The sequence below is a fragment of the Nocardioides ganghwensis genome, assembly GCF_014779655.1.
Lineage (GTDB): Bacteria > Actinomycetota > Actinomycetes > Propionibacteriales > Nocardioidaceae > Nocardioides > Nocardioides ganghwensis.
Map to the genome: position 1 here is coordinate 35664 of NZ_JACXYX010000002.1, position 20962 is coordinate 56625.

The window sequence follows — 20962 nt, forward strand, 5'->3', positions numbered from 1 at the left end:
CGCGGCCGGCCCCGATGGACACCCCGATCCGCAGCCGGCACGCACTGTTCACCCGTCGTTCATCGGGTACGTACATCTGTTCGCTTGGGCTGCCTACAGTGCGCGACATGCGTGAGGCTTTCCATGACCAGCTCGACGGCATCTTCGCCGACCTGTCCGAGATCTGCGGACAGGTCGAGGTCGCCGTACGCGAGGCCACCAAGGCGCTGATGACCGGCGACGTGCACACCGCCGAGCAGGTGATCGGCAACGACAAGGCGATCGACGCGGCCCGCGAGCGGGTCGACGACACCGCGTTCGCGCTGCTCTCGCTCCAGCAGCCCGTCGCCGGCGACCTGCGGATCGTCGTCTCGGCGCTGCGGATGGTCAGCGAGCTCGAGCGGATGGGCGACCTCTCGGTCCACGTCGCCAAGATCGCGCGGCTGCGGGTGCCGTCGGTCGCAGTGCCCGAGGAGCTCCGTCCGACGATGGAGAAGATGGCCGCGACCGCCGAGGACATGGTCCGTCGCGTGCGCAGCATCATCATCGACCGCGACGTCGAGGCGGCCATCGAGCTCGGTCGCGACGACGAGGTGATGGACCAGCTGCGCCGCAAGAGCTTCACCGAGCTGCTCTCCACCGACTGGCACCACGGCGTCGAGGCCGCCGTCGACATCGCCCTGCTCGGCCGCTACTACGAGCGGATCGCCGACCACGCCGTGTCGGTGGCCAACCGCGTCGTCTTCGTCGTCACCGGTGAGGTGCCGGCCAAGGACTGACGGCCGGCTCCGCTCAGGAGTCCGCGCACATCTCGCGGGACGGCAGGTTGCCGAAGGCCTCCTTCCACTCGTCCTCGGTGAGCTCGCGGCCGGCAGCACGGCAGGCGAAGGCCATGGCGCGCTCGGGGTCCGGGTCCCAGACATAGAGCGCGGGCTCGGTGAGCGGCACCAGCAGCAGGGTGCCGTCCGGCCTGAACCCGACCTCGAGACGGCCCGGGCTGGGGAGCGAGACGCGACCGACCGGCGTGGCCGTCCCGGCGTCCCAGAGCACGACGGAGCCGTCCTCCGCGGCGGTGACGAGCCGGGCCCCGTCCGCTGAGAACTCCGCGTAGGAGACGTTGCCGGCGTGCGCCACCGCGAACGGGCGCACGGGCTCTCCGGTCGTCAGGTCCAGGACGAGGATCTCCCCGCCTTCGAGCCCGGTGATCACGGCACGGTCACCCCTCGGTGACATCTGCGCGAGGTTGCCGAAGAACCCGATCTCCCTCTCCTCGGACGCCGTGCCCTCCTGCAGGTCGAAGGTGGCCCACCTGCTCGGCCAGGACGCCCAGAACAGACCGGCGGGCTCGTCGGAGGTCATGACGAACCCGGTGCGGTTGTCGGGGCCGAGGCCCAGGTGCACGGCGGAGCCGTCGAGCGTGATCGGACGGTCCACGGGCTCCAGGGTGTCGGCGTCCAGCAGGGTGATGTCGCCACTGACCTCGCCGGCGACGGCCACGGTGCCGTCCGGGGAGTACGCCACGTCGCCGACCACGGAGCCCATCCGGCGCGATCCCGTCTCTCGCGCCGTCAGCGCATCGAACTCGTGGATCGTGTCTCCGTTGGCCCGCAGGAACGTGGGCTGGTCCGCTCGCCAGCTGCCGGCGCCGGTCGACCACGCGGGCATCGCTCGAGGGGCGGTGCGAGCCTGCCGACGATCCACGTCGAGGAAGACGTACGGACCGGGGAGGCCGTCGCCGGCCGGGTTGCAGAGCTCGTACGTGACCCAGGCCCCGCCCGGTGACGTCACGGCCACGCAGGCGCCCATCGGGCGTCGCTCGGGCCACGGGAGCCGGGGGACTGCGATCCTGCGGAGGTAGCGACGACCGCCCGTGACGTCCCAACGACGCAGGGAGTCGATCGCCTTGTGTCCCTCGGCGCTGACGACGGTGTCGCCTGCGGCGTCGAGGTCGACGGAGATGGCGGACCGTCCCGTCAGCGCCAGGTCGGCGACCTGCCGGCCGGTGGCCACCTCCCAGACCTGGGCCGGCCGCGGCTGGCCGAAGCCCGTGGCGAGGAGCCGGCGGCTGTCGGCGCTGAACCTCACGTCGATGACCTCGTGGGGCGATGCCAGCCGCTGGACCTCCTCCAGCGACCTGGTGTCGACCACGACGGTTCCCTCGCCGTGGCCTGCCCCGAACGCCAGCCACCGCCCGTCGGGACTCAGCGCGAGCGTGCCGTCGCCCACCTCGTGCGGGTAGAACGACCGGCGCTCGCCCGTGCGGAGGTCGTGGACGACCCGGTCGGGCAGGGCGTACAGGAGGCCGCCATCGGGGCTCAGCTCCACCGATGGGCGACGCGTGCCCGAGAGGCGCACGAGCCGGGGAGGTCGCGGGCGGTCCAGGCGCCAGACGGCCGCCCAGGTGGACGCGGTCTCCAGGGATTCCTCCCCGTGCTCGAGCCTCTCCAGGGAGGCGGCCAGGAAGCGGCCGTCCTGGCTGTGGGAGAGGCTGGTGGCCCGCCAGGTCCCCTTCGGCAGGTCGGCGAGCCGGGCGGCTGCCGCGAGGGTTCCTGCATCGAGGACGGCGACCGCTCGACGCGACCCCGTCGTCGTGGCCACTGCCAGCGTGCGTCCGTCCGGGCTGAACTCGATCGAACGAGGCTGGGGATCCTCCCTGGCGGCGCCCACCTGCCGCGCGGCCCCCACCACGCCGGTCTGCGCGTCGAGCACCTGCACCCGGTGGAAGCCGTCGACGATCGCCACGGTCCGGTCGTCCGGACCGAGGTCCACCCCCATCCACTCCTCGCCGGAGATGACCACGGACGAGATGAGTCCCGGGGTGCGGGAGAGCGCTTGCCCCAGGGCGCTGGCGGAGTCCGGCGAGGGATCGAGCCGGTTCGCCGCCACGGCGAGCAGCAGCGAGAGGTCGACGTCGTCGGTCGCCACGGCGCGCAGCGCGCCCTGGCGGACCATGGCGCTGAACTCGCCCCGCTCCGCGGCCCGCCTCGAGGAGATCGCCTGCGCCTCGTTGTCCCCGGCCCGCTTCGACTGGACGGCCGCGACCCCGCCCGCGGCGAGCGCGAGGACGAGCAGCACGACAGCGCCGGTCAGGACGACGCGCAGCCTGCGGATCAGCCGCGCCTGGGCCCGCGCGTGCTCCTCCGCGCTGCGCTCCTCCAGCTCGGCCTGCTCGTGCGACGCGGCGAGGAACGCCTGCTCGGTGTCCGTCAGGGTGGTGGACGACCCTGCCCGCCAGTCCCGGATGCGTGCCAGCCGGACGCCACGGTAGAGCTCGCTCGCGGGTCGGCCCATGGAGTCCCAGGCGTCCGCGGCGGCGGACAGGTGGTGCAGCATCCGCTGGCCCTCGACGTCGTCGTCGAGCCAGCCCCGCAGGCGGGGCCACACCCGCGCCAGCGCCTCGTGGGTGAGCTCCAGGACGCCGTCGTCGCTGGTCACCAGGCGGGCGGCGACGAGCTGCTCGATCAGGTGGTCGCGATCGGTGTCGGTGGCCACCATCCGGCGGGGGACCCGGCTGCGTACGGGCTCTCCCTGCGGACCGGGCGCGACGAGGCGCAGGACCAGGTCGCGCAGGGTGTGGCGCTGGTCGACGGCCACGTGGGCGTAGAGCGCCTCCGCCGACTGGGCGACGGCCCCGTGGATGCCGCCGGAGGCGCGGTAGCCGGAGACGGTCAGGGTGTTGCCCTCGCGGCGTCGCCAGGTCTCGAGGAGCACGTGCGAGAGCAGCGGGAGTGCGCCCGGGTCGTCCTTGACCTCGCGCACGAGGAGGTCGACGAGCCCCGCCTCGACCACCAGGCCGGCCTGGCGGGCAGGCGCCTCGATCGCCTGCGCCAACCCCTCCTCGCCCAGCCCGCCGACGATGTAGAGGCCCCGCTCGACGAGCCGGGCGAACTCGGCGTGCGCGGACAGGTGGGCGAGGTGGTCGGCCCGCAGCGCGATCGCGACCAGGCGCGTACGTGCCTCCGCCGCGACCGTCTCGAGGAACTCCTGGCGCTGCGCGACGTCCTCGCACAGCGAGAACACCTCCTCGAACTGGTCGACCAGCAGCGCGGCGCCCGGCACGGCCGAGGTCAGGTCGGCGAGGGCCTCCACGGGCCGGGCCCCCGGGGTGACCACCACCGTGGGCGTCCCCCGCGCGTGCAGCGCCGCACCCACCCCGGCGCGCATCAGCGACGACTTGCCGGAGCCGGACGGGCCGACCAGCGCGAGCAGGGACGTACGTCGCAGCACCTCCAGGCAGGCCTCGGCGTCGCGGCTCCGCCCGAAGAAGCGATCGGCGTCGTCGACGTCGAAGGCCTGCAGCCCCTGGTAGGGACACGTGCTCCTGGCAGCCGCGGACGGCCCTCCGCTGAGCAGGGACGGGTCCTGGCGCAGGATGGCCTCCTCGAGGGCCAGCACGTCGGGTCCCGGGTCCACGCCGAGCCTCGTCACCAGCACCGACCTGAGCTGGTGCAGGGTCCGGAGCGCCTCGCCCTGCTGCCCGGCCATGTACTGCGCGTGGGCCTGGAGCACCCAGCGGTGCTCGCGCAGCGGTGCCGCCCGCACCAGGGCCTGGACGTCTGCGAGGACCTCGGCGTGGCGCCCGGCGCGGAGCAGCGCATCCACGCGCAGCTCCTCGGCCTCGAGCCTGAGCTCGTCCAGCCGCCGCGCCTCGCGCATGGCCGGCGGCCACTCCTCGAGGTCGGCGAAGGCCTCCCCGTTCCACAACGCCAGCGCCTCGGTCAGCTGGTACGACGCGCGGTCGGGCTGGCCGAGCACGAGCAGCTCCCGGGCGCGTACGACGAGTCGCTCGAAGCGCTGCGAGTCGAGCTGGTCGGGCGGCAGTGCGAGCACGTAGCCACGCGCCGACGTCTCGATCGCCTCGACGCCGAGCAGCTTGCGCAGTCGCACGATGCAGCCCTGGAGGATCTTGTGCGCCGACGACGGCGGGTGCTCGCCCCAGAGGGCGTCGACCAGCTCCTCGGTCCGCACGGGGTGGCCCGCACGCACGGCCAGTGCCGCCAGGACCACCCGGTCCCGCCGGCTCACGTTGCCGGCACCCGCCACGAGCAGGGGGCCGAGGACTGCGATGTCCATCTCGTCAGGGTCGACCTGCGCGAGACCCCGGTCAATGGCGGCGATACCCGGTCGATACCAGTGCGGTACCGGTCCGGAGCGGGCTCGATACCGGGCGGTGCCAGAACGGGGGGATCCGGGACAGCCGGTCCCGTTTCCCAAGGAGCACCTGATGAACAGCTACTCACTCACCTCGGACTCGCGTCGCTGGTGGTGGCCGTCGGCCGCCGCGGGTGTCGCAGGGGCCGCGGCCATCGCCGCGATCCTGGTCCTGCCGGCCGCGGTCCAGGCGGTGCCGGAGCCGGTCGCACCGGCCGAGCCCGCCCAGTCCGTCCTCGTCGGAGAGGTCCGCGACCGCCAGTGCTTCCTGCTGCAGTCGCGGTGGAACGTCGCCCTGGACGGCTTCCAGCCCCGGTGCGGGGGCGTCGTCTCGCAGCCCGCAGGCGGCGTACCCCGTCCCGGTCTCGCCTACGGGCCGTGAGGCGGGCTCGCCTACGGGCCGTGGACGGACCGCGCCGGATTTCGACGCGCCCGTCGCGGTTTCCTTCGTCAGCCGCGGGGCTTGCTCAATCTGGCCGAGCCCACGCCGACAGCTCGTTCCTCGCTGTCGGCTGCTCGTCTCAGCTCAGCGACCCTGGTTGGCGACGGCTGCGGCAGCGGCCGCCGCCGCCTCGGGGTCGAGGTACTCGCCGCCGGCGACGGTGGGACGCAGGTCCTCGTCGAGGCGGTAGACCAGCGGCATGCCCGTGGGGATGTTGAGCCCGGCGATGTCCTCGTCGGAGATGCCGTCGAGGTGCTTGACCAGTGCGCGGAGGCTGTTGCCGTGGGCGGCCACCAGCACGGTCTTCCCGGCCCGGAGGTCCGGCACGATCTCGGCCTCCCAGTAGGGCAGGAAGCGCGCGATGACGTCCTTGAGGCACTCGGTGCGCGGCATCTCGGCGCCGAGGTCGGCGTAGCGAGGGTCGCCGGCCTGCGACCACTCGTCGTCGTCCTCGATGGGCGGCGGCGGGGTGTCGAACGAGCGGCGCCAGAGCATGAACTGCTCCTCGCCGTACTCCTCGAGCGTCTGCTTCTTGTCCTTGCCCTGGAGCGCGCCGTAGTGGCGCTCGTTGAGGCGCCACGACCGCTTGACCGGGATCCAGTGGCGGTCGGCGGCGTCGAGGGCCAGGCACGCGGTGCTGATCGCGCGGCGCTGGAGCGAGGTGTGCACCACGTCGGCGTCCAGCCCGGCCTCGCGCATCAGCTCGCCGCCGCGCACGGCCTCGCGCACGCCCTTCTCGGTCAGCGCGACGTCGACCCAGCCGGTGAAGAGGTTCTTGGCGTTCCACTCGCTCTCGCCGTGGCGGAGCAGGACCAGGGTGTACGTCATGAGGCGTCCATGCCTTCCCAGTAGCCGGTGTCGTCGGCGACGACGGGGACGTTGAGCTGCACGCGCTCGCCGTTGCCGAAGTCGAAGGACAGCGGGACCACGTCGCCCGCGGTGAACTCGCCAGTCAGGACGATCTCGGCGGGCGGCTCGGCGAGGTTGACCAGGCCGCCGGCCGGGATCGTGACCGGCTCGAACTCCGCGACCTCGACCATCGCACCCTCGGCGCCGGCGATGCCGGTGAAGCTCTGCTCCTCCGAGCGGTCGTTGTTGGACAGGGACGCGATGAACGTGCCCGAGCCCTCGGCGGCCGAGACGACCACTGCGGAGAGGACGTCCACCTCGCCCTCGCGGGTGTTGGCGCCGCTGCCCGGGGTGTAGTCGCGCTCCGTGGCGTAGTCGAAGCCACAGGAGGTCAGTGGTGCGGCGAGCGCGATGACCGCGGCGGCGGTCGCGAGGGGTCGAAGTCGCATGGCGGACAGCCTAGCGTCGGCTCAGGTCAGCCCGACCGTCCGCCCTGCGATCAAGATGGCCGCGACGACGAGCGCGGTGAGCACGCCCGCCAGCACGAGCAGGCGCGGGGTGCCGGTCCGCAGCGCGAGGAGCATCGGGAGCGACCGCTCGCCCTCCTCGTGGTCGTCGACGAGGCCCGGCAGCGCGAGCAGCACGTGCACGCAGAGCCCGAGCGCCGCGGCCAGGGCGACCATGACCACGGTGGGTGGCGTGGTGGTGCCGACGCCGCCCCACCCGCCGTACGCCAGGAACGCGGGGTAGAGCGCGAAGCTCGCCACCCATGGCACGAACGACAGCGGCCGGGCGTGGAGCAGTCGGTCGCCGATCGCGGAGACCGCGAGGAGGGCGAGGTACGTCGCTCCCGCGCGTTGGCCGTGGGCCACCGCGAGCGGCACGACCAGCAGGACCGCGCAGGTGAGCGCGAACCACACGGTGCCGGGGTCGAGCCGGTCGCCGGCGAGGGGCTTGTCTGGGCGGCGCCGGGTGTCGCGCCGGCGGTCGGTCAGGTCGTCGGCCCAGCCGAGGACGGACTGGCCGACCAGGACGGTCGCCGCGACGAGCCCGACCTCGCGCAGCGGCCTGCCGGCCACGGCCGCCGCCGCGGCGAGCGCGGCCGCGGTCGCCAGCGCCTGGCGCGGATGGGCCGCCCGGACGAGGAGCAGCGACGGCGTCGTCGGCAGGGCCCGGGGCATGGGCCGAAGTATGGCCCGACGGAGGGCCCGGCGCCCGGTCCGACACGGGTGCGCACCACATGGACCCGGGATATGTCAAGCCCGCATAGGGCCTCTGACCTGCGCAAACGCGTCGGGAGCAGGTTCGAACCCGTGTTAGAATGCTCACCTAGGAAGGGGAACTGAACATATGACTTTCACCGTCGGCGAAACGGTCGTCTATCCCAATCACGGGGCCGCAGTCATCGAGGACATCGAGATGCGGAAGATCAAGGGAGAGGACCGCCAGTACCTCGTCCTCAGGATTGTCGCCCAGCAGGACCTGGTCGTGCGAGTGCCGGCCTGCAACCTCGACCTCGTCGGCGTCCGCGACGTCGTCGACAAGGAGGGCCTCGACCGCGTCTTCGACGTGCTGCGCGCGGCCCACGTGGAGGAGCCGACCAACTGGTCGCGCCGCTACAAGGCCAACCTGGAGAAGCTGCACTCCGGTGACGTGATGAAGGTGTCGGAGGTCGTGCGCGACCTGTGGCGCCGCGAGCGTGACCGCGGCCTCTCGGCCGGCGAGAAGCGGATGCTGGCCAAGGCGCGCCAGATCCTGGTCTCCGAGCTCGCCCTGGCGGAGAAGACCAACGAGGACAAGGCCGAGGCCATGCTCGACGAGGTGCTCGCCTCCTGAGCGTGAACGACGCCGATCGAGGCCCCTGGGACGACGTTCCCCGGGGCCTCGGTCTCGTTCTGGACGAGGACCGGGGCGCCCTGCCCTACACGCTGGTCCACGGGGAGGCGCTGGTGGCCTGCGCCGCCTGGGCGCTGGGTGAGGCCGGGGTCGACCTGGTCGACGCCAGCGTGCCGTGGTCCGGGCTCGTGGAGGCCGGGGAGGACCTCGTCCTGCACGACGCGCTCTGCCCGATGGCCCCGCCGGCCTTCATCACCGCCTGCCTCGAGCGGGCACGGGAGACCGGCCGCCCGGTGGTCGGCGTACGCCCGGTGACCGACACCGTCAAGGTCGTGGCCGACGGTGTCGTGGGGGAGACCCTCGACCGGGACGGCCTGCTCGCGATCGCCTCACCCCTGGTCCTGCCCGCCGCCGTCGTGGCGTCGCTCGCGCGACGACCGTCCGCCGACCTGGCGCGGGCCGTGGGCGACCTGGTCGCGGCTGGTCACCAGGTCGAGACCGTCGAGGCGCCCCCGGAGGGCCGGCGGGTGGCCACGGACGAGGACGTACGGCTCCTCGAGGCCCTCACGCTTCCGCTCCGCTGAGCGGGCTGAGCTCCTCCGCGAGCGCGACGTCCTCGGGGAAGGTGACCTTGAGGTTCAGGGAGCTCCCGGGGACCGCGGTGACGACGACGTCGCCGTACGCCGCCATGCAGGCGGACGTGTCGGTGCCCTCGAACCCCTCCCGTGCTGCGGCCCGGTAGGCCGCGAGCAGGTCGCCGGCGCGGAACGCCTGCGGCGTCTGGACCCCGCCCAGCGACTCGGTGACCGGAGCCAGGTCGTGGTGCACCAGCTGGGTCACCGGGACCACCGGCACGGCCCCGCCGGACCCACGGGCCGCCTCGACGACGGCCTGCCACAGGGGCAGGCCCGCCAGCGGACGAGCGCCGTCGTGGACGACGACGACCTCCACCTCGCCCGACTCGACGTCGGCGGCGAGGACCTGCAGCGCGGCCCACTCCGAGGCGTGCCGCGTCGCCCCGCCGTCGACCACCAGCACCTCGCGATCGCCGAGGTGGGGGCCGACGGCCTCCCCGACGGCGGCCCGGTCCTCGGGCCGCACCACGAGCAGCACCCGGCGTACGCCGGGCAGGGCGAGCGCGTCGCGCAGCGACCACACCAGGACGGGCACCCCGCGCAGCGGCAGCAGCACCTTGTTGACCTCGGCGCCGACCCGGCTCCCCGACCCCGCGGCCAGGATCACCACGGCCGTGGCGGGCGGGTCGGCCGTCACCGCGTGACCAGCGCGGTCGCGATCGCCGCCACGCCCTCGCCGCGACCGGTGAGGCCCAGGCCGTCCGTCGTCGTGGCCGAGAGGCTGACCGGGGCGCCGACCGCGGCCGACAGGGCCGCCGTGGCCTCGTCGCGCCGCGGCCCGAGCCGCGGGACGTTGCCGATGACCTGCACGGCGACGTTGCCGATCTCCCAGCCGGCGGCACGTACGCGTCGTGCGGTCTCCGCCAGGAGCGTGGCGCCGGAGGCGCCCGCCCACTCCGGCTCGGCGGTGCCGAAGTGGCTGCCGAGGTCGCCCAGTCCGGCAGCGGAGAACAGTGCGTCGCAGGCGGCGTGGGCCGCGACGTCCGCGTCGGAGTGGCCCTCCAGGCCGGCCGGTTCGTCGGGCCACGCGAGCCCGGCGAGGTGCATGGGCACACCCGGGACGAGACGGTGCACGTCGGTGCCGATCCCGACGCTCGGGGTGGGGAAGGGTGAGGTCACGTCGGCATCATGCCCGACGCCCGTCACAATGGGAGCGTGACCACTCGCCGTCCGCCCTGGGTGCTGGCCGGAGTCCTCGCCGGACTCGCAGGCCTGGCCACCAGCTATGCCACGGCGATGGTGCTGACCATCCGCGAGTCGCCGGTCGTGGCCGTGGCGGAGCTGGTCATCAGGCTCACGCCCGGGCCGGTGGTCGAGAGCGCCATCTCGATCCTGGGGCTCTTCGACAAGCCGTTCCTCGTCGCGGTCATCCTGCTCGTGCTGCTGGCCCTCTTCGCGCTGGCGGGGATGCTGGCACGGCGCAGCTGGTGGGCGCCCCTCCTGGTGTGGTTCCCACTCGCCGGCGTGGGCCTGGTCGCGGTGCTGGTCCAGCGTGGCGCCGGCCCGGTCGACGTCCTGCCCGTCGCGGTCGGGCTGGTCACCTGGGTCACGCTCCACTCGGCCCTCACCGACGCGCTGCACCGCGGCCTGAGCCGGCCCGACCTGGAGTCCCACGAGCGGCGGGTCTTCCTCGTCGTCGCCGGGGTGGTGTCGGTCGCAGCGGTCGGGATCGCCGTCGCCGGCCGGCTGGTGGGAGCGGGCCGCCGCCACGTCGAGGTGAGCCGCCGGCTGCTCCGCATCCCCGGGGTGACGCGGCGCCAACCCCCGGCCGACACCTCCGTCGGGCTCGAGGGGATCGCGCCGTGGCAGACGCCCAACGAGGACTTCTACCTGATCGACACGACCATCGCGAAGCCGACCATCGAGCCGGAGGACTGGTCGCTGCGCATCCACGGACTGGTCGAGCGCGAGCTGACCCTCAGCTACTCCGACCTGGTCCGGCGCCAGATGACCGAGTCGTGGATCACCCTCAACTGCGTGAGCAACGAGGTCGGCGGGGGCCTGGTGGGCAACGCCCGCTGGAGCGGCGTACGGATCGCGGACCTCCTCGCCGACCTCGGCGTCTCCGACGAGGCCGACTGCGTCCTGCAGACCTCGCACGACGGCTGGACCTGCGCCACCCCGCTCGCCGCCCTCACCGACGACCGCGACGCCATGCTCGCCGTCGCGATGAACGGCCGGCCGCTGCCGATCGAGCACGGCTTCCCCGTGCGCACGATCGTGCCCGGCCTCTACGGCTACGTGTCGGCCACCAAGTGGGTCGTCGACCTGCGGGTGAGCACGTTCGCCGAGTCCACCGGCTACTGGACGACGCGCGGGTGGTCGGCCGAGGGACCGGTCAAGATCGCCTCGCGCATCGACGTCCCGCGCGGCGGCGACGAGGTGCCGGCCGGTCCGGTGTCGTTCGGCGGCGTGGCCTGGCACCAGCGCACGGGCATCGAGTCGGTCGAGGTGCAGGTCGACGGGGGCGAGTGGACGGCCGCCGAGCTCGGTGGGGTGCCGTCGGTGGACACGTGGGTCCAGTGGGCGGTGACCCTCGACGTGGCGGAGGGCGACCACGAGGTCCGGGTGCGGGCCACCGGCAAGGACGGCGAGACCCAGACGAGCGTCGTACGGGCTACCGACCCCGACGGCGCCACGGGCTGGCACGCCATCGAGTTCAGCGCCGTGTGACCGTCCGAGCCGTGATCGGGGAGCGGTGGCCTGCTCAGGGCGAGCCGGGACTCCCCGATCCCACCTCGCACCCGGGCGAGCACGGTCGGGCGCTGCCCGCCCAGCCGCGGAGCGCGAAGAACCCGGCCAGCAACCGCGCCGTACGGCAGGGCCAGCCGAAGACCTGGGCGTACCTCAGCCGCGGCACCACGAGCCCGCCCGCGATGTCCTGCAGGTCGCGGTCGGCGTCGTCGTCCTTCTGGGCGCTGCCGTCGTGGTGCCCGCCGTCGAGCTCCAGGTGCGCGCCGAGGTCCTCGAAGAGCATGTCGCGGTACTCGCGTCCGCGCCGCCCCCGTTCCGGGGCCTGGTGACGCGTGGGCACAGGGAGCCGGTGCGGGCGCAGGACGCGCTCGAGCAGGCCGTTCTCCAGCACGGAATGGGTGCCCGCGGCCAGGTCGTCGACCAGCGCGGCCACCAGCTGCCGGCGCGAGTGCCGGGGCCGCTCGGCGAGGCTCGAGGCGAGGCGGCTCGCGGTCGTACGTCGTGACCCGACGAGCTCGCACAGGAGCGCGATGGCTTCGTGGTCGGTCCGCGCCCGGTCGGCACCGACGATCGCCGCCGTCTCGAGGTGCAACCGGGGTGGAGACCGGTTCCAGGCCACGTGGTCGTCGAGGTCGCGCATCCTGGTGATCCGGATGCCACGACGCGTGCCGACCCAACGCGACCAGTCGATCGCCACCTCGATCGGCTCGCCGGGCGAGGTCGGCGGCTCGGGCAGCGCGTGGCGTCCGGCCAGCGCGGCGGGCTCGGCGTACAGCGCGGCGGCCCAGCAGCGCTGGGCGTAGGGCGGGGTGCCGGTGTGGTCGACGTACACGCCGGGGTGGACCGCGGTCAGCGAGCGCCGGCGCAGCAGCGTCTCGACCTGCGGCTTGCTCAGGCCGAGCTCCCGCACCTGGCGTCGGTTCACCACGCCGTCCTGGGCGCGGAGGACGGCGGTGAGGGCGGGCGGCAGGTCCATGGGCACCCGATGCCCGACGGCGGCCAGCGCACACCCGCCGGCCCGGAGCCTGTGGACAAGTGGTTCGGGGAGCGGTGGCCTGCTCACGGCGAGCCGGGACTCCCCAGTGTCAGCTGTTGCGGATGACGTACGCCGTGCCGCCGGAGGCGGCGATCCACAGCCGCTCGAACTGGGCGCGGTCGTAGACGCGGCGCACCTCGGCGTTGGTGGCGCCGGCCGGGTCGTTGACGACGACGTCGCCGTCGGCCTCGAAGCCGACGACAACCAGCAGGTGGCCGTTGCTCGCCGAGATCGGCGCACCGCTGAGCTGGTTGCGGCCGAACGCGATCGAGACGATGAGCGGCACCCCTGCGGCGATGAGGTCCTCGGCCTCGCGCAGGTCGCGCAGCCGGGTGACGTAGGAGTCGCCGGCGACGAGCGTCGCGGCGTACGCGGTGTTGAACGCCCAGTTGCCGGTGCCGCGGTAGCCGTGGTCGTAGACCATCTTGGCGGTGTGGTCGACCACGGCGTCGGCGTGGCCCGCCGTGATGCCGCGCGGGCTGGGGGAGATGCCGTAGTAGGCGAGCACCATGGCCGTCGAGGTCGGCGAGCACCACGCCTCACCGCCACCGCCCCACTTCGGGTAGTGGCCGCTGTGGACCATCTGGGAGTACGTCGGGACCGCGAGCACGGTGCCGGCGGCAGGCCCGGGCTTCGAGGGAGGCCGGGCGGCGTCGGCGTCTGCCGAGGCCACCGCGCCGACGCGCTCCAGGCTCACGGCGAGGCCGGACCCGCGCGGCCGCATCAGCGTCACCCGCGCCTGCCACGACGTCACCGAGCCTGCGGCGAGCCACGTGTCCGCGCTGACCTGGCCGAGGTCGTCGGTCTGGCCGGAGTAGGTCCGTCGGGAGACGGGGCGGTTCGTGAGGTTCCAGTCGGCGACGGTGTCCCACGTGCCGGTGCGCCCGCTCGCGTCGCGGGCCCGGACCTCGACCCTGACCAGGCTCTTGCCCGGCGTCGTCGCCTCCCAGCTCGGGACGAGCGCGGTCGCGCCGAAGCCCGGGGTGGCCCACGGAGAGGTCCAGGTGCCGGCCTCGTACGCCTTGCCCGCGACCGTGCGCGGCTTCGGCCTGCGCAGCGCCACCTGGCCGCGGCCCATCTTGAGGCCCTTGCGGGTGCCTGCCTTGAGCTCGGCGTAGCTGCTCCAGGAGGTCAGCTGCACCTGCGGGGTGGCCCGCTTGCGCGCCTCGGTCTGGGTCGCGGCGCCCGCTGGGGGCACCAGCGCCGTGGCGAGGAGCAGGGGAAGGACGAGGGTGGCGGCACGTCGGAGCACCGGTCGACGATAACCCGAGAAGTCCCACACGTCTCAGGAGTCACAGGCTCGGTCCCGCGGCCGCACCCGCGGAAGCCAGCCGATCGGCCCTCCACCCCTAGACTTGCCCGGTGACCCTGAGGCTCCACGACACCGCGACGCGCGAGACCCGCGACTTCGTCCCCCTGGTCCCCGGCCGGGCGGGGATCTACGTGTGTGGTCTCACCGTCCAGTCCGAGCCGCACGTCGGCCACGTGCGCTCGGCGGTCAACTTCGACGTGCTGCGGCGCTGGCTCTCCGCCACCGGCCACGAGGTCGACTTCATCCGCAACGTCACCGACATCGACGACAAGATCCTCGCGAAGTCGGCCGCGCAGGGCGTCCACTGGTACGCCCTCGCCGCCGCCATGAAGCGCGAGCTCGACGCGGCCCTCGCGGCCATCAACGTGCTGCCGCCGACCTACGAGCCGGGTGCGACCGGGCACGTGCCGGAGATCGTCGAGCTCATCGAGCAGCTCATCGCGCGCGGGCACGCCTACGCCGCCGAGGACGGCAGCGGCGACGTCTACTTCGACGTGCGCAGCTGGCCGGCGTACGGCGAGCTGACCCGTCAGAAGCTCGAGGACATGGAGCCCGCCGGCGACGCCGACCCGCGCGGCAAGCGCGACCCGCGCGACTTCGCCCTGTGGAAGGGGTGGAAGAAGGACTCCGAGCCGCAGACCGCGTCGTGGCCCTCCCCGTGGGGCCCCGGACGTCCGGGCTGGCACATCGAGTGCTCGGCGATGGCCGGCAAGTACCTCGGCCCCGCCTTCGACGTCCACGGCGGCGGCGTCGACCTGCGTTTCCCGCACCACGAGAACGAGCAGGCCCAGTCGCGCGCGGCCGGGCGGCCGTTCGCGTCCTACTGGCTGCACAACGCCTGGATCACCACCGCCGGCGAGAAGATGAGCAAGTCGCTCGGCAACTCGCTGCTCATCCCGTCCGTGCTCGAGCGGGTGCGCGGGATCGAGCTGCGCTACTACATGGTCGCGGCGCACTACCGCTCCCACGTCGAGTTCAGCTTCGAGGCGCTGGACGAGGCGGCCAAGGCGTTCCGCCGGGTCGAGGACTTCCTCGACCGGGCCGCGCCGGTCGTCGGCGCCTGGTTCGCGGCGATGCCGGACGCGTTCGTCGCGGCGATGGACGACGACCTCGGCACGCCGGCGGCGGTCGCGGTCATCCACGACTCGGTCCGTGAGGGCAACCGGCTGCTGGCCGAGGGGGCGTCCGACGCGCTGAGCCAGAAGTTCGGCGAGGTGATCGCGATGCTCGACGTCCTCGGCCTCAACCCCGCCGACCCGGCGTGGGCCGAGCGCGGCTCGGACGACCGGCTGACCGAGGTCGTCGACGCCCTGGTCAGGGGACTGCTCGAGGAGAGGACGGCGGCGCGCGAGGCGAAGGACTGGGCCCGCGCCGACGCCATCCGCGACCGGATCAAGGCGGCCGGTGTCGAGGTCGAGGACACCCCGACCGGCCCGAAGTGGAGCGTGTGAGGCAATGGCAGGCAATTCGAAGCGCAAGGGCGCCATCAAGAAGACCGGCAAGGGCAACCCCACCGCCGGCTCCGGCGGGCGCGTGCGTCGCGGCCTCGAGGGCAGGGGGCCGACGCCCAAGGCCAAGGACCGCCCCTACCACCAGGCCCACAAGGCCGCGAAGCGCGCCGAGAAGGCGAAGGAGACCCGCACCAAGCGGCGTACGACCTCCGACGCCGAGTGGGCCGCCGGCCGCAACTCGGTCGTCGAGCTGCTCCAGGCCGGGGTGCCGGTCGCGGGGATCTACGTCGCCGAGGGAGCCGAGCGCGACGGTCGGATGCGCGAGGCGTTCCGGCTGGCCGCCGAGCAGGGACTGAGCCTGCTCGAGGTCACCCGCAACGAGATGGACCGGATGACCGGCGGTGCGGTGCACCAGGGCCTCGCGGCGCGGCTGCCGGCCTACGAGTACGCCCACGCCGACGACCTGCTCGAGCGCGCCGACGAGGCCAAGGAGCCGGCGCTCGTCGTGGCGCTCGACTCCGTGACCGACCCGCGCAACCTGGGGGCGGTGATCCGTTCGGCCGCCGGCTTCGGCGCCCACGGCGTGCTGATCCCCGAGCGTCGGGCCGCGGGCATGACCGCGTCGGCGTGGAAGACCAGCGCCGGTGCCGCGGCGCGCCTGCCGGTCGCCCAGACCGTCAACCTGACCCGCCAGCTCAAGGCCTACCAGGAGGCGGGCTGCATGGTCGTCGGCCTCGCCGCCGACGGCGACCTCTCGCTTCCCGAGCTCGTCGCGCCCGGTGGCCTCGCCGAGGGCCCGCTGGTCGTCGTGGTCGGCTCCGAGGGCAAGGGCCTCGGTCGCCTCGTCGCCGAGACGTGCGACCAGATCGTGTCCATCCCGATGTCCGGGCAGCTGGAGTCGCTCAACGCCGGTGTGGCCGCCTCGGTCGCCCTCTACGCGATCTCGCAGGCCCGCACGACGTGAGGCCCACCCCCCGGCGGTTGCTGGTCGGCGCCGCCCTGGTGTCGCTCAGCGTCGCGCTGGGCCTGGGCGTGGCCGTCTCGCTCTTCCTCACCAGCTCGCGGACCGTGGTGCTCGTCGGCCACGACACCGTCGTACGGCCCACCCTGGCGAAGGACGCCGTGGTGGAGACGGGGCCCCTGCTGCCGGACTTCCGGTTCCGCGACGTCGGGCCCCTGGGCGTGACCCTGACCCTCGGCAAGACCGAGGTCGGCTCCATCGAGGAGCTCGTCGAGCGCTACGCCCTCATCGCCGGCGACCCGCGTGCGCCGATCGACAAGGTGCAGGACGTCGTGCTCGACATGGCGGTCTCCGCCGCGCTGCGCGGGCTCGGGGTCGGGCTCGTGCCGGTCGCGTTCTTCCTGCTGCTCGGCCGGCACCGTCGCGGCGAGCTGTTCCGCGGCGTACGGACCCGGCAGGGGCTGGTCGCACTGCCCCTCCTGATGGTGCTGCCGGTGCTGGTCTGGCAGCCGTGGGAGTCCGACGAGGAGACCCAGGAGGAGCAGGGCAGCTGGCAGACCCTCGCCGAGCTCGCCGGCCCCGACGTCGTGCTGCCGGCGGAGGTGCGCGACATCGAGGTCCGGACCGGGCCGGTGACCACGCAGAGCAGGCGGCTGGTGCTGAGCGCGATCGACACCTACGACCGGAGCCGGGAGTTCTACTCCGCGGCGGCCGAGAGCGCCGCGGACCTCGTCGACCTCGGCCTGCGCGAGCCGGAGGAGGGCGAGACCGTCGCGCTCCTCGTCAGCGACCGGCACGACAACATCGGCATGGACCGGGTGGCGCGGGCCATCGGCGACGCCGCCGGGGCCTCGGTCGTGCTCAACGCGGGGGACGACACCTCGACCGGCCAGCCGTGGGAGGCGTTCAGCCTCGACTCGGTCCAGTCGGCCTTCGCCGACTGGGAGCGTTTCGGCGTCGCCGGCAACCACGACCACGGCACGTTCGTCAGCACCTACCTCGCCGACCAGGGCTGGACGATGCTCGACGGCGAGGTCGTCGAGGCCCCGTGGGGCGGCACGGTCCTCGGGGTCGACGACCCCCGCAGCAGCGGTCTCGGCAACTGGCGCGACGAGACCGGGCTCAGCTTCGCCGAGGTGGGCGACCGGCTGGCCGACGACGCGTGCGCGGCAGCCGAGGACGGCGAGCGGGTCAGCACCGTCCTGGTCCACGACGCCAACCTCGGCGACGAGGCGCTCGCCCGGGGCTGCGTCGACCTGGTCGTCGGCGGCCACACGCACGTCCAGTCGGGACCCGAGGCCGTCGAGGGCGAGGACGGCGCGACCGGCTACTCCTGGACCAACGGCACGACCGGCGGGGCGGCGTACGCCATCGCGCTGGGCAGCAAGCCGCGGCGCGACGCCGAGGTGAGCCTGGTGACGTACGCCGACGGCCGGCCGGTGGGCCTGCAGTGGGTGCGGCTGCGCACCGACGGGTCGTGGCGGGTCGGCGAGTGGGAGCCCGTCACTCCTGCCCCGTTCACTCCTGACCTGTGATGGCCTCGTCGGGTCGCGTGGTGAGGAAGCGGTCGATGTAGTCGCGCGCGGTCGCGTGGATGTCGATCTCGTGGCCGGCCTGCTCGGAGAGGTACCACCGGTGCTCGAGGATCTCGTGGAAGATCTCGGCCGGCTCGAGCTTGCCGGTGGCGTCGGGCGGGATCATCGCCATGATCGGCTCGAAGATCTCGTGCATCCACCGGCTCGCCACCAGGTGCCGGTCCTCGCGCCCGAGGTCGTGGTGCGCGGTGAAGGACGCCAGGTCGTTGAGCATCCGGCGGGCCTGGTTGTCCTCGACGGTCATGCCGGTCAGGTCGCGGATCTCGCGGGTGTGGTGGCCCAGGTCGACGACCTTGGGCTGGATCCGGATGGTGTCGCCGCCGAGGTCGGTGACGATGTCGAGCTCGTCGACGTCGAAGCCGAGGTCGTTGAGCCGCTCGACGCGACGCTCGATGCGCCACATCTCGTCGCCCCCGAACTCCTCGAGGTCGGTCAGCTCGCGCCACAGCGCCTCGTAGCGCGAGCGGAGGTGCTCGATGATCGCGAACCCGTCGATGGGCTCCTTCACCGCGCCGCTCGCGCTGAGGTCCATCAGCTCGGCGAAGATGTTCTCGCAGCCGACGGTGATGTCGTACTCGCGCAGCCGGTCGCCCACCGCCTCGTGCAGCTCGCCGGTCTCGGCGTCGACGAGGTAGGCCGCGAGCGCGCCGGCGTTGCGCCGGAAGAGCACGTTGGACAGCGACACGTCGCCCCAGTAGAAGCCGGCGAGGTGGAGCCGCACGAGCAGCACGACGATGGCGTCGATGAGCGTCGGCACGTGCTCGGCGTCCATGCCGCGGCTGAAGAGGCTGCGGTAGGGCAGCGAGAACTGGAGGTGGCGGGTGATCAGCGCCGCCGGCAGGTCCTCGCCGTCCTTGCCCTCACGCCCCGTCACGACCCCTTGGGGCACCACCGCTGGCATGCCCATGCGCTGGAGGTCGCGCAGCATCCGGTACTCGCGGAACGCGATGTCGTCGTTGGTCTCCTTGACGGCGTAGACGTTGCTGCCCAGCCGCACGATCCGTACGACGTGCCGCGACAGGCCGCGGGGCAGCGGGACGACGACGTCGTCGGGCCACTCCTCGAGCGGGAGGTCCCACGGCAGGCCGAGGATCGCCGGGTCGGGCCGGCTGGCGACGATCCGCATGGCCATGTGAGGACACTAGCGGCTAGCGCGGGTCGAGCTCCCACACGTCGAGACGCGGACCGTCGGCGGCCGCGACCTCGACCCCGGTGTCGTCGCGGGCGGCCAGGTCCGCACCGCCCGGCTCGGACCCGAACAGGTGCCGGCCCGGGGGGAGCGGGAGGTCGAACGCCTCGCCGGCGCTGCGCCGCGCCACCACGAGGACGCTCCCGTCGGGGTGCTCGCGGAGGAACGCGATCGTGTCGGCGTCGACGTGCGCCCAGCGCAGCCCGCCGCGACGCAGCGCGACGTGCCCGCGGCGCAGCGCGGCGAGGTCGGCGTACGCCCCGAGGGTCCGTGCGTCCCACTCGTCGCGGCGGTGCCACGGCATGGTGCGCCGGGCGTCCTCGCCGGTGACGCCCTCGAGGCCGATCTCGTCGCCGGCGAAGACCATCGGGACGCCGGGCAGGGTGAACTGCAGCCCGGCGGCGACCCGGTGGACGGCCGCGTCGCCACCCACGACCGTGCGGATCCGGGCCGAGTCGTGCGAGCCCAGAATGTTCCAGCTCGACTCCGTCGCCCGCCAGCCGAGGGTGCCCTGCCAGGCGCGGAAGGTCTCGACCACGGCGGTGCCGTCGCGGCGGGCGACGGGCACCGGACGGCCGAACGCGCGCGCCGGCGAGGCCGGGTCGCGCAGCCACGACCACACCGGCCAGGAGAACCCGGAGTAGTTCATCGTCCCGTGCCAGCCGTCGCCGTCGACGTCGCCCGTCGCGTCGTGGTTGTGCTCGCCGATGACCCACGGGTCGGGGCGCAGCGCCTCGGCCGTGGCACGGACCGCGCGCGCGACCTCGTGGTTGACGTCGACGGCGCCGAGGCGCCCGGTCATGTTGGCGACGTCGATGCGCCAGCCGTCGACGTCGTACGGCGGTCGCAGCCAGCGCCCGACCACGGAGTCCGGACCCTCGACCATCGCGTGCCGCACGTCGCGGTCGGCGTGGTTGATCTTGGGCAGCGTGCCGTGGCCCATCCAGCAGGCGTAGGTGCCGTCGTCGTCGAAGTAGTAGAACGACCGGTGCGGGTCGGCGGGGTCGTCGACCGCCGAGAGGAACCACTCGTGGGTGTCGCCGGTGTGGTTGGTGGTGAGGTCGCCCAGGATCCGCCACCCGCGGGAGTGCACGGCGGCGCTGAGCCGGGCGTACGCCTCGTCGCCGCCGAGCAGCGGGTCGACCGCGGTGAAGGTGGTCGCGTTGTAGCGGTGGTTGCTCTCGCCGGGGAAGACGGGCGTGGTGTAGACGACGTCGGCCCCCACGTCGGCGACGTGGTCGAGGTGCTCGGTGATGCCGTCGAGGTCGCCGCCGAAGAACTGCATGGGGGTGCGGGGGTCGTCCGGCTCGAAGGCGACCTCGTCGTCCCACTCGGTCGCCAGCGCCCAGTCGGGGACCTCCCGAGCGTCGGCGGCTGCCGAGCGGGCGAACCGGTCGGGGAACACCTGGTAGACGACCGCGTCGCGGCCCCAGTCGGGCGCCGGGGGGTACGCCGTGAGCCGGAAGTCCGCGGCGTCGGGCACGTCGTGGCCCGCCAGCCCGGCCCCCGTCAGCCACTCCTGCGACCCGTCGGAGCGCTCGATGAGGAAGCGGTAGTGGGTCACCGGGTTGTGCACCAGCAGGCCCGCCTCCCACCACGTGGTGGCCCCTGCCGCGCTCGGGTGCATCTCGACGAAGACAGGCTCGGCGTCGTACGTCGTGCGCAGCCACATGCCCTCGACCGGGGCGTCCTCGGCGTGGGTGCGCACGAGGACCGTCACGGTCTCGCCCAGGGCTGGTGCCTCGTTGGACACGAACAACGGCGAGCCGTCGTGGTGGGGCTGGTGGAGGAGGCTCACGGGCCTCATCCTCTCAGCAGGAACGGCCTGACTA

General features: G+C 73.5%; 18 protein-coding genes. 8 read left to right on the top strand and 10 right to left on the bottom strand.

The features are described from left to right. The first annotated feature begins 107 nt into the window (after positions 1 to 107). Positions 108 to 758: a phosphate signaling complex protein PhoU gene (gene phoU / locus IEZ24_RS02405; RefSeq protein ID WP_129453275.1), complete on the top strand. Its 651-nt coding sequence runs from the start codon at positions 108 to 110 to the stop codon at positions 756 to 758. Between the two features lie 13 nt (positions 759 to 771). Here the strand turns inward: phoU and IEZ24_RS02410 are convergent, their stop codons facing one another. After that, positions 772 to 5052: an nSTAND1 domain-containing NTPase gene (locus IEZ24_RS02410; RefSeq protein ID WP_129453276.1), complete on the bottom strand. Its 4281-nt coding sequence runs from the start codon at positions 5050 to 5052 to the stop codon at positions 772 to 774. A gap of 151 nt (positions 5053 to 5203) precedes the next feature. Between IEZ24_RS02410 and IEZ24_RS02415 the strand changes: the two genes are divergently transcribed. Next, positions 5204 to 5512, top strand: coding sequence for a hypothetical protein (locus tag IEZ24_RS02415; RefSeq protein WP_129453277.1), 309 nt, complete (start codon positions 5204 to 5206; stop codon positions 5510 to 5512). A gap of 144 nt (positions 5513 to 5656) precedes the next feature. Here IEZ24_RS02415 and IEZ24_RS02420 read toward each other — a convergent pair whose 3' ends face one another. The 3 genes from IEZ24_RS02420 to IEZ24_RS02430 are packed head-to-tail and all read right to left on the bottom strand — an operon-like array spanning position 5657 to position 7602. Further along, a complete protein-coding gene (locus tag IEZ24_RS02420) occupies positions 5657 to 6400 on the bottom strand; it encodes a phosphoglyceromutase (protein ID WP_129453278.1) in 744 nt (247 codons plus the stop codon). Further along, positions 6397 to 6870: a copper chaperone PCu(A)C gene (locus IEZ24_RS02425; RefSeq protein ID WP_129453279.1), complete on the bottom strand. Its 474-nt coding sequence runs from the start codon at positions 6868 to 6870 to the stop codon at positions 6397 to 6399. The genes IEZ24_RS02420 and IEZ24_RS02425 overlap by 4 nt, the downstream gene beginning before the upstream one ends. Before the next feature lie 21 nt (positions 6871 to 6891). Then, positions 6892 to 7602: a UbiA family prenyltransferase gene (locus IEZ24_RS02430; RefSeq protein WP_129453280.1), complete on the bottom strand. Its 711-nt coding sequence runs from the start codon at positions 7600 to 7602 to the stop codon at positions 6892 to 6894. Between the two features lie 169 nt (positions 7603 to 7771). Between IEZ24_RS02430 and IEZ24_RS02435 the strand changes: the two genes are divergently transcribed. Beyond that, positions 7772 to 8257, top strand: a complete 486-nt coding sequence (locus IEZ24_RS02435) for a CarD family transcriptional regulator (RefSeq protein WP_121141777.1) — start codon at positions 7772 to 7774, stop codon at positions 8255 to 8257. A gap of 2 nt (positions 8258 to 8259) precedes the next feature. Continuing rightward, complete coding sequence (locus IEZ24_RS02440; protein ID WP_129453281.1) at positions 8260 to 8841, top strand: 2-C-methyl-D-erythritol 4-phosphate cytidylyltransferase; 582 nt, start codon at positions 8260 to 8262, stop codon at positions 8839 to 8841. On the opposite strand, the gene IEZ24_RS02445 is transcribed toward IEZ24_RS02440, so the two are convergent. Both IEZ24_RS02445 and ispF read right to left on the bottom strand, forming a co-directional pair. Continuing rightward, positions 8822 to 9529, bottom strand: a complete 708-nt coding sequence (locus IEZ24_RS02445; RefSeq protein WP_129453282.1) for an IspD/TarI family cytidylyltransferase — start codon at positions 9527 to 9529, stop codon at positions 8822 to 8824. The genes IEZ24_RS02440 and IEZ24_RS02445 overlap by 20 nt on opposite strands. Further along, positions 9526 to 10011, bottom strand: a complete 486-nt coding sequence (gene ispF / locus IEZ24_RS02450) for a 2-C-methyl-D-erythritol 2,4-cyclodiphosphate synthase (RefSeq protein ID WP_129453283.1) — start codon at positions 10009 to 10011, stop codon at positions 9526 to 9528. Before ispF ends, IEZ24_RS02445 begins: the two co-directional genes overlap by 4 nt. Positions 10012 to 10047: 36 nt before the next feature. Between ispF and IEZ24_RS02455 the strand changes: the two genes are divergently transcribed. Further along, positions 10048 to 11565 (top strand): molybdopterin-dependent oxidoreductase, encoded by a 1518-nt coding sequence (locus IEZ24_RS02455; RefSeq protein ID WP_129453284.1) that lies wholly within the window; start codon positions 10048 to 10050, stop codon positions 11563 to 11565. A 34-nt stretch (positions 11566 to 11599) separates the two neighbouring features. Here IEZ24_RS02455 and IEZ24_RS02460 read toward each other — a convergent pair whose 3' ends face one another. Further along, on the bottom strand, positions 11600 to 12562 hold the full coding sequence (locus IEZ24_RS02460) for a type IV toxin-antitoxin system AbiEi family antitoxin domain-containing protein (RefSeq protein WP_129453285.1): 963 nt from the start codon (positions 12560 to 12562) through the stop codon (positions 11600 to 11602). Between the two features lie 109 nt (positions 12563 to 12671). Continuing rightward, positions 12672 to 13874: a peptidase C39 family protein gene (locus IEZ24_RS22200; RefSeq protein WP_129453286.1), complete on the bottom strand. Its 1203-nt coding sequence runs from the start codon at positions 13872 to 13874 to the stop codon at positions 12672 to 12674. Positions 13875 to 13984: 110 nt separating this feature from the next. On the opposite strand from IEZ24_RS22200, the gene cysS reads away from it, so the two are divergent. The 3 genes from cysS to IEZ24_RS02480 are packed head-to-tail and all read left to right on the top strand — an operon-like array spanning position 13985 to position 17881. Next, positions 13985 to 15385: a cysteine--tRNA ligase gene (gene cysS, locus IEZ24_RS02470; RefSeq protein ID WP_129453287.1), complete on the top strand. Its 1401-nt coding sequence runs from the start codon at positions 13985 to 13987 to the stop codon at positions 15383 to 15385. A 4-nt stretch (positions 15386 to 15389) separates the two neighbouring features. Continuing rightward, the gene (rlmB, locus tag IEZ24_RS02475) at positions 15390 to 16349 is read left to right on the top strand and encodes a 23S rRNA (guanosine(2251)-2'-O)-methyltransferase RlmB (RefSeq protein ID WP_129453288.1); all 960 of its coding nucleotides are present in this window, start codon (positions 15390 to 15392) and stop codon (positions 16347 to 16349) included. Then, on the top strand, positions 16346 to 17881 hold the full coding sequence (locus tag IEZ24_RS02480) for a metallophosphoesterase family protein (protein ID WP_242498357.1): 1536 nt from the start codon (positions 16346 to 16348) through the stop codon (positions 17879 to 17881). Before rlmB ends, IEZ24_RS02480 begins: the two co-directional genes overlap by 4 nt. Here IEZ24_RS02480 and IEZ24_RS02485 read toward each other — a convergent pair. Both IEZ24_RS02485 and IEZ24_RS02490 read right to left on the bottom strand, forming a co-directional pair. Beyond that, positions 17865 to 19073, bottom strand: a complete 1209-nt coding sequence (locus tag IEZ24_RS02485; protein ID WP_129453289.1) for a DUF4032 domain-containing protein — start codon at positions 19071 to 19073, stop codon at positions 17865 to 17867. The genes IEZ24_RS02480 and IEZ24_RS02485 overlap by 17 nt on opposite strands. Positions 19074 to 19089: 16 nt before the next feature. Beyond that, positions 19090 to 20928: a glycoside hydrolase family 13 protein gene (locus IEZ24_RS02490; protein WP_129453290.1), complete on the bottom strand. Its 1839-nt coding sequence runs from the start codon at positions 20926 to 20928 to the stop codon at positions 19090 to 19092. Between the last annotated feature and the right edge of the window lie 34 nt (positions 20929 to 20962).

Bases quoted from the DNA above. Each gene is read 5' to 3' on its own strand.
- phoU (WP_129453275.1), top strand. From the start codon at position 108: ATGCGTGAGGCTTTCCATGACCAGCTCGACGGCATCTTCGCCGACCTG.
- IEZ24_RS02410 (WP_129453276.1), bottom strand. From the start codon at position 5,052: ATGGACATCGCAGTCCTCGGCCCCCTGCTCGTGGCGGGTGCCGGCAAC.
- IEZ24_RS02415 (WP_129453277.1), top strand. From the start codon at position 5,204: ATGAACAGCTACTCACTCACCTCGGACTCGCGTCGCTGGTGGTGGCCG.
- IEZ24_RS02420 (WP_129453278.1), bottom strand. From the start codon at position 6,400: ATGACGTACACCCTGGTCCTGCTCCGCCACGGCGAGAGCGAGTGGAAC.
- IEZ24_RS02425 (WP_129453279.1), bottom strand. From the start codon at position 6,870: ATGCGACTTCGACCCCTCGCGACCGCCGCCGCGGTCATCGCGCTCGCC.
- IEZ24_RS02430 (WP_129453280.1), bottom strand. From the start codon at position 7,602: ATGCCCCGGGCCCTGCCGACGACGCCGTCGCTGCTCCTCGTCCGGGCG.
- IEZ24_RS02435 (WP_121141777.1), top strand. From the start codon at position 7,772: ATGACTTTCACCGTCGGCGAAACGGTCGTCTATCCCAATCACGGGGCC.
- IEZ24_RS02460 (WP_129453285.1), bottom strand. From the start codon at position 12,562: ATGGACCTGCCGCCCGCCCTCACCGCCGTCCTCCGCGCCCAGGACGGC.
- rlmB (WP_129453288.1), top strand. From the start codon at position 15,390: ATGGCAGGCAATTCGAAGCGCAAGGGCGCCATCAAGAAGACCGGCAAG.
- IEZ24_RS02485 (WP_129453289.1), bottom strand. From the start codon at position 19,073: ATGGCCATGCGGATCGTCGCCAGCCGGCCCGACCCGGCGATCCTCGGC.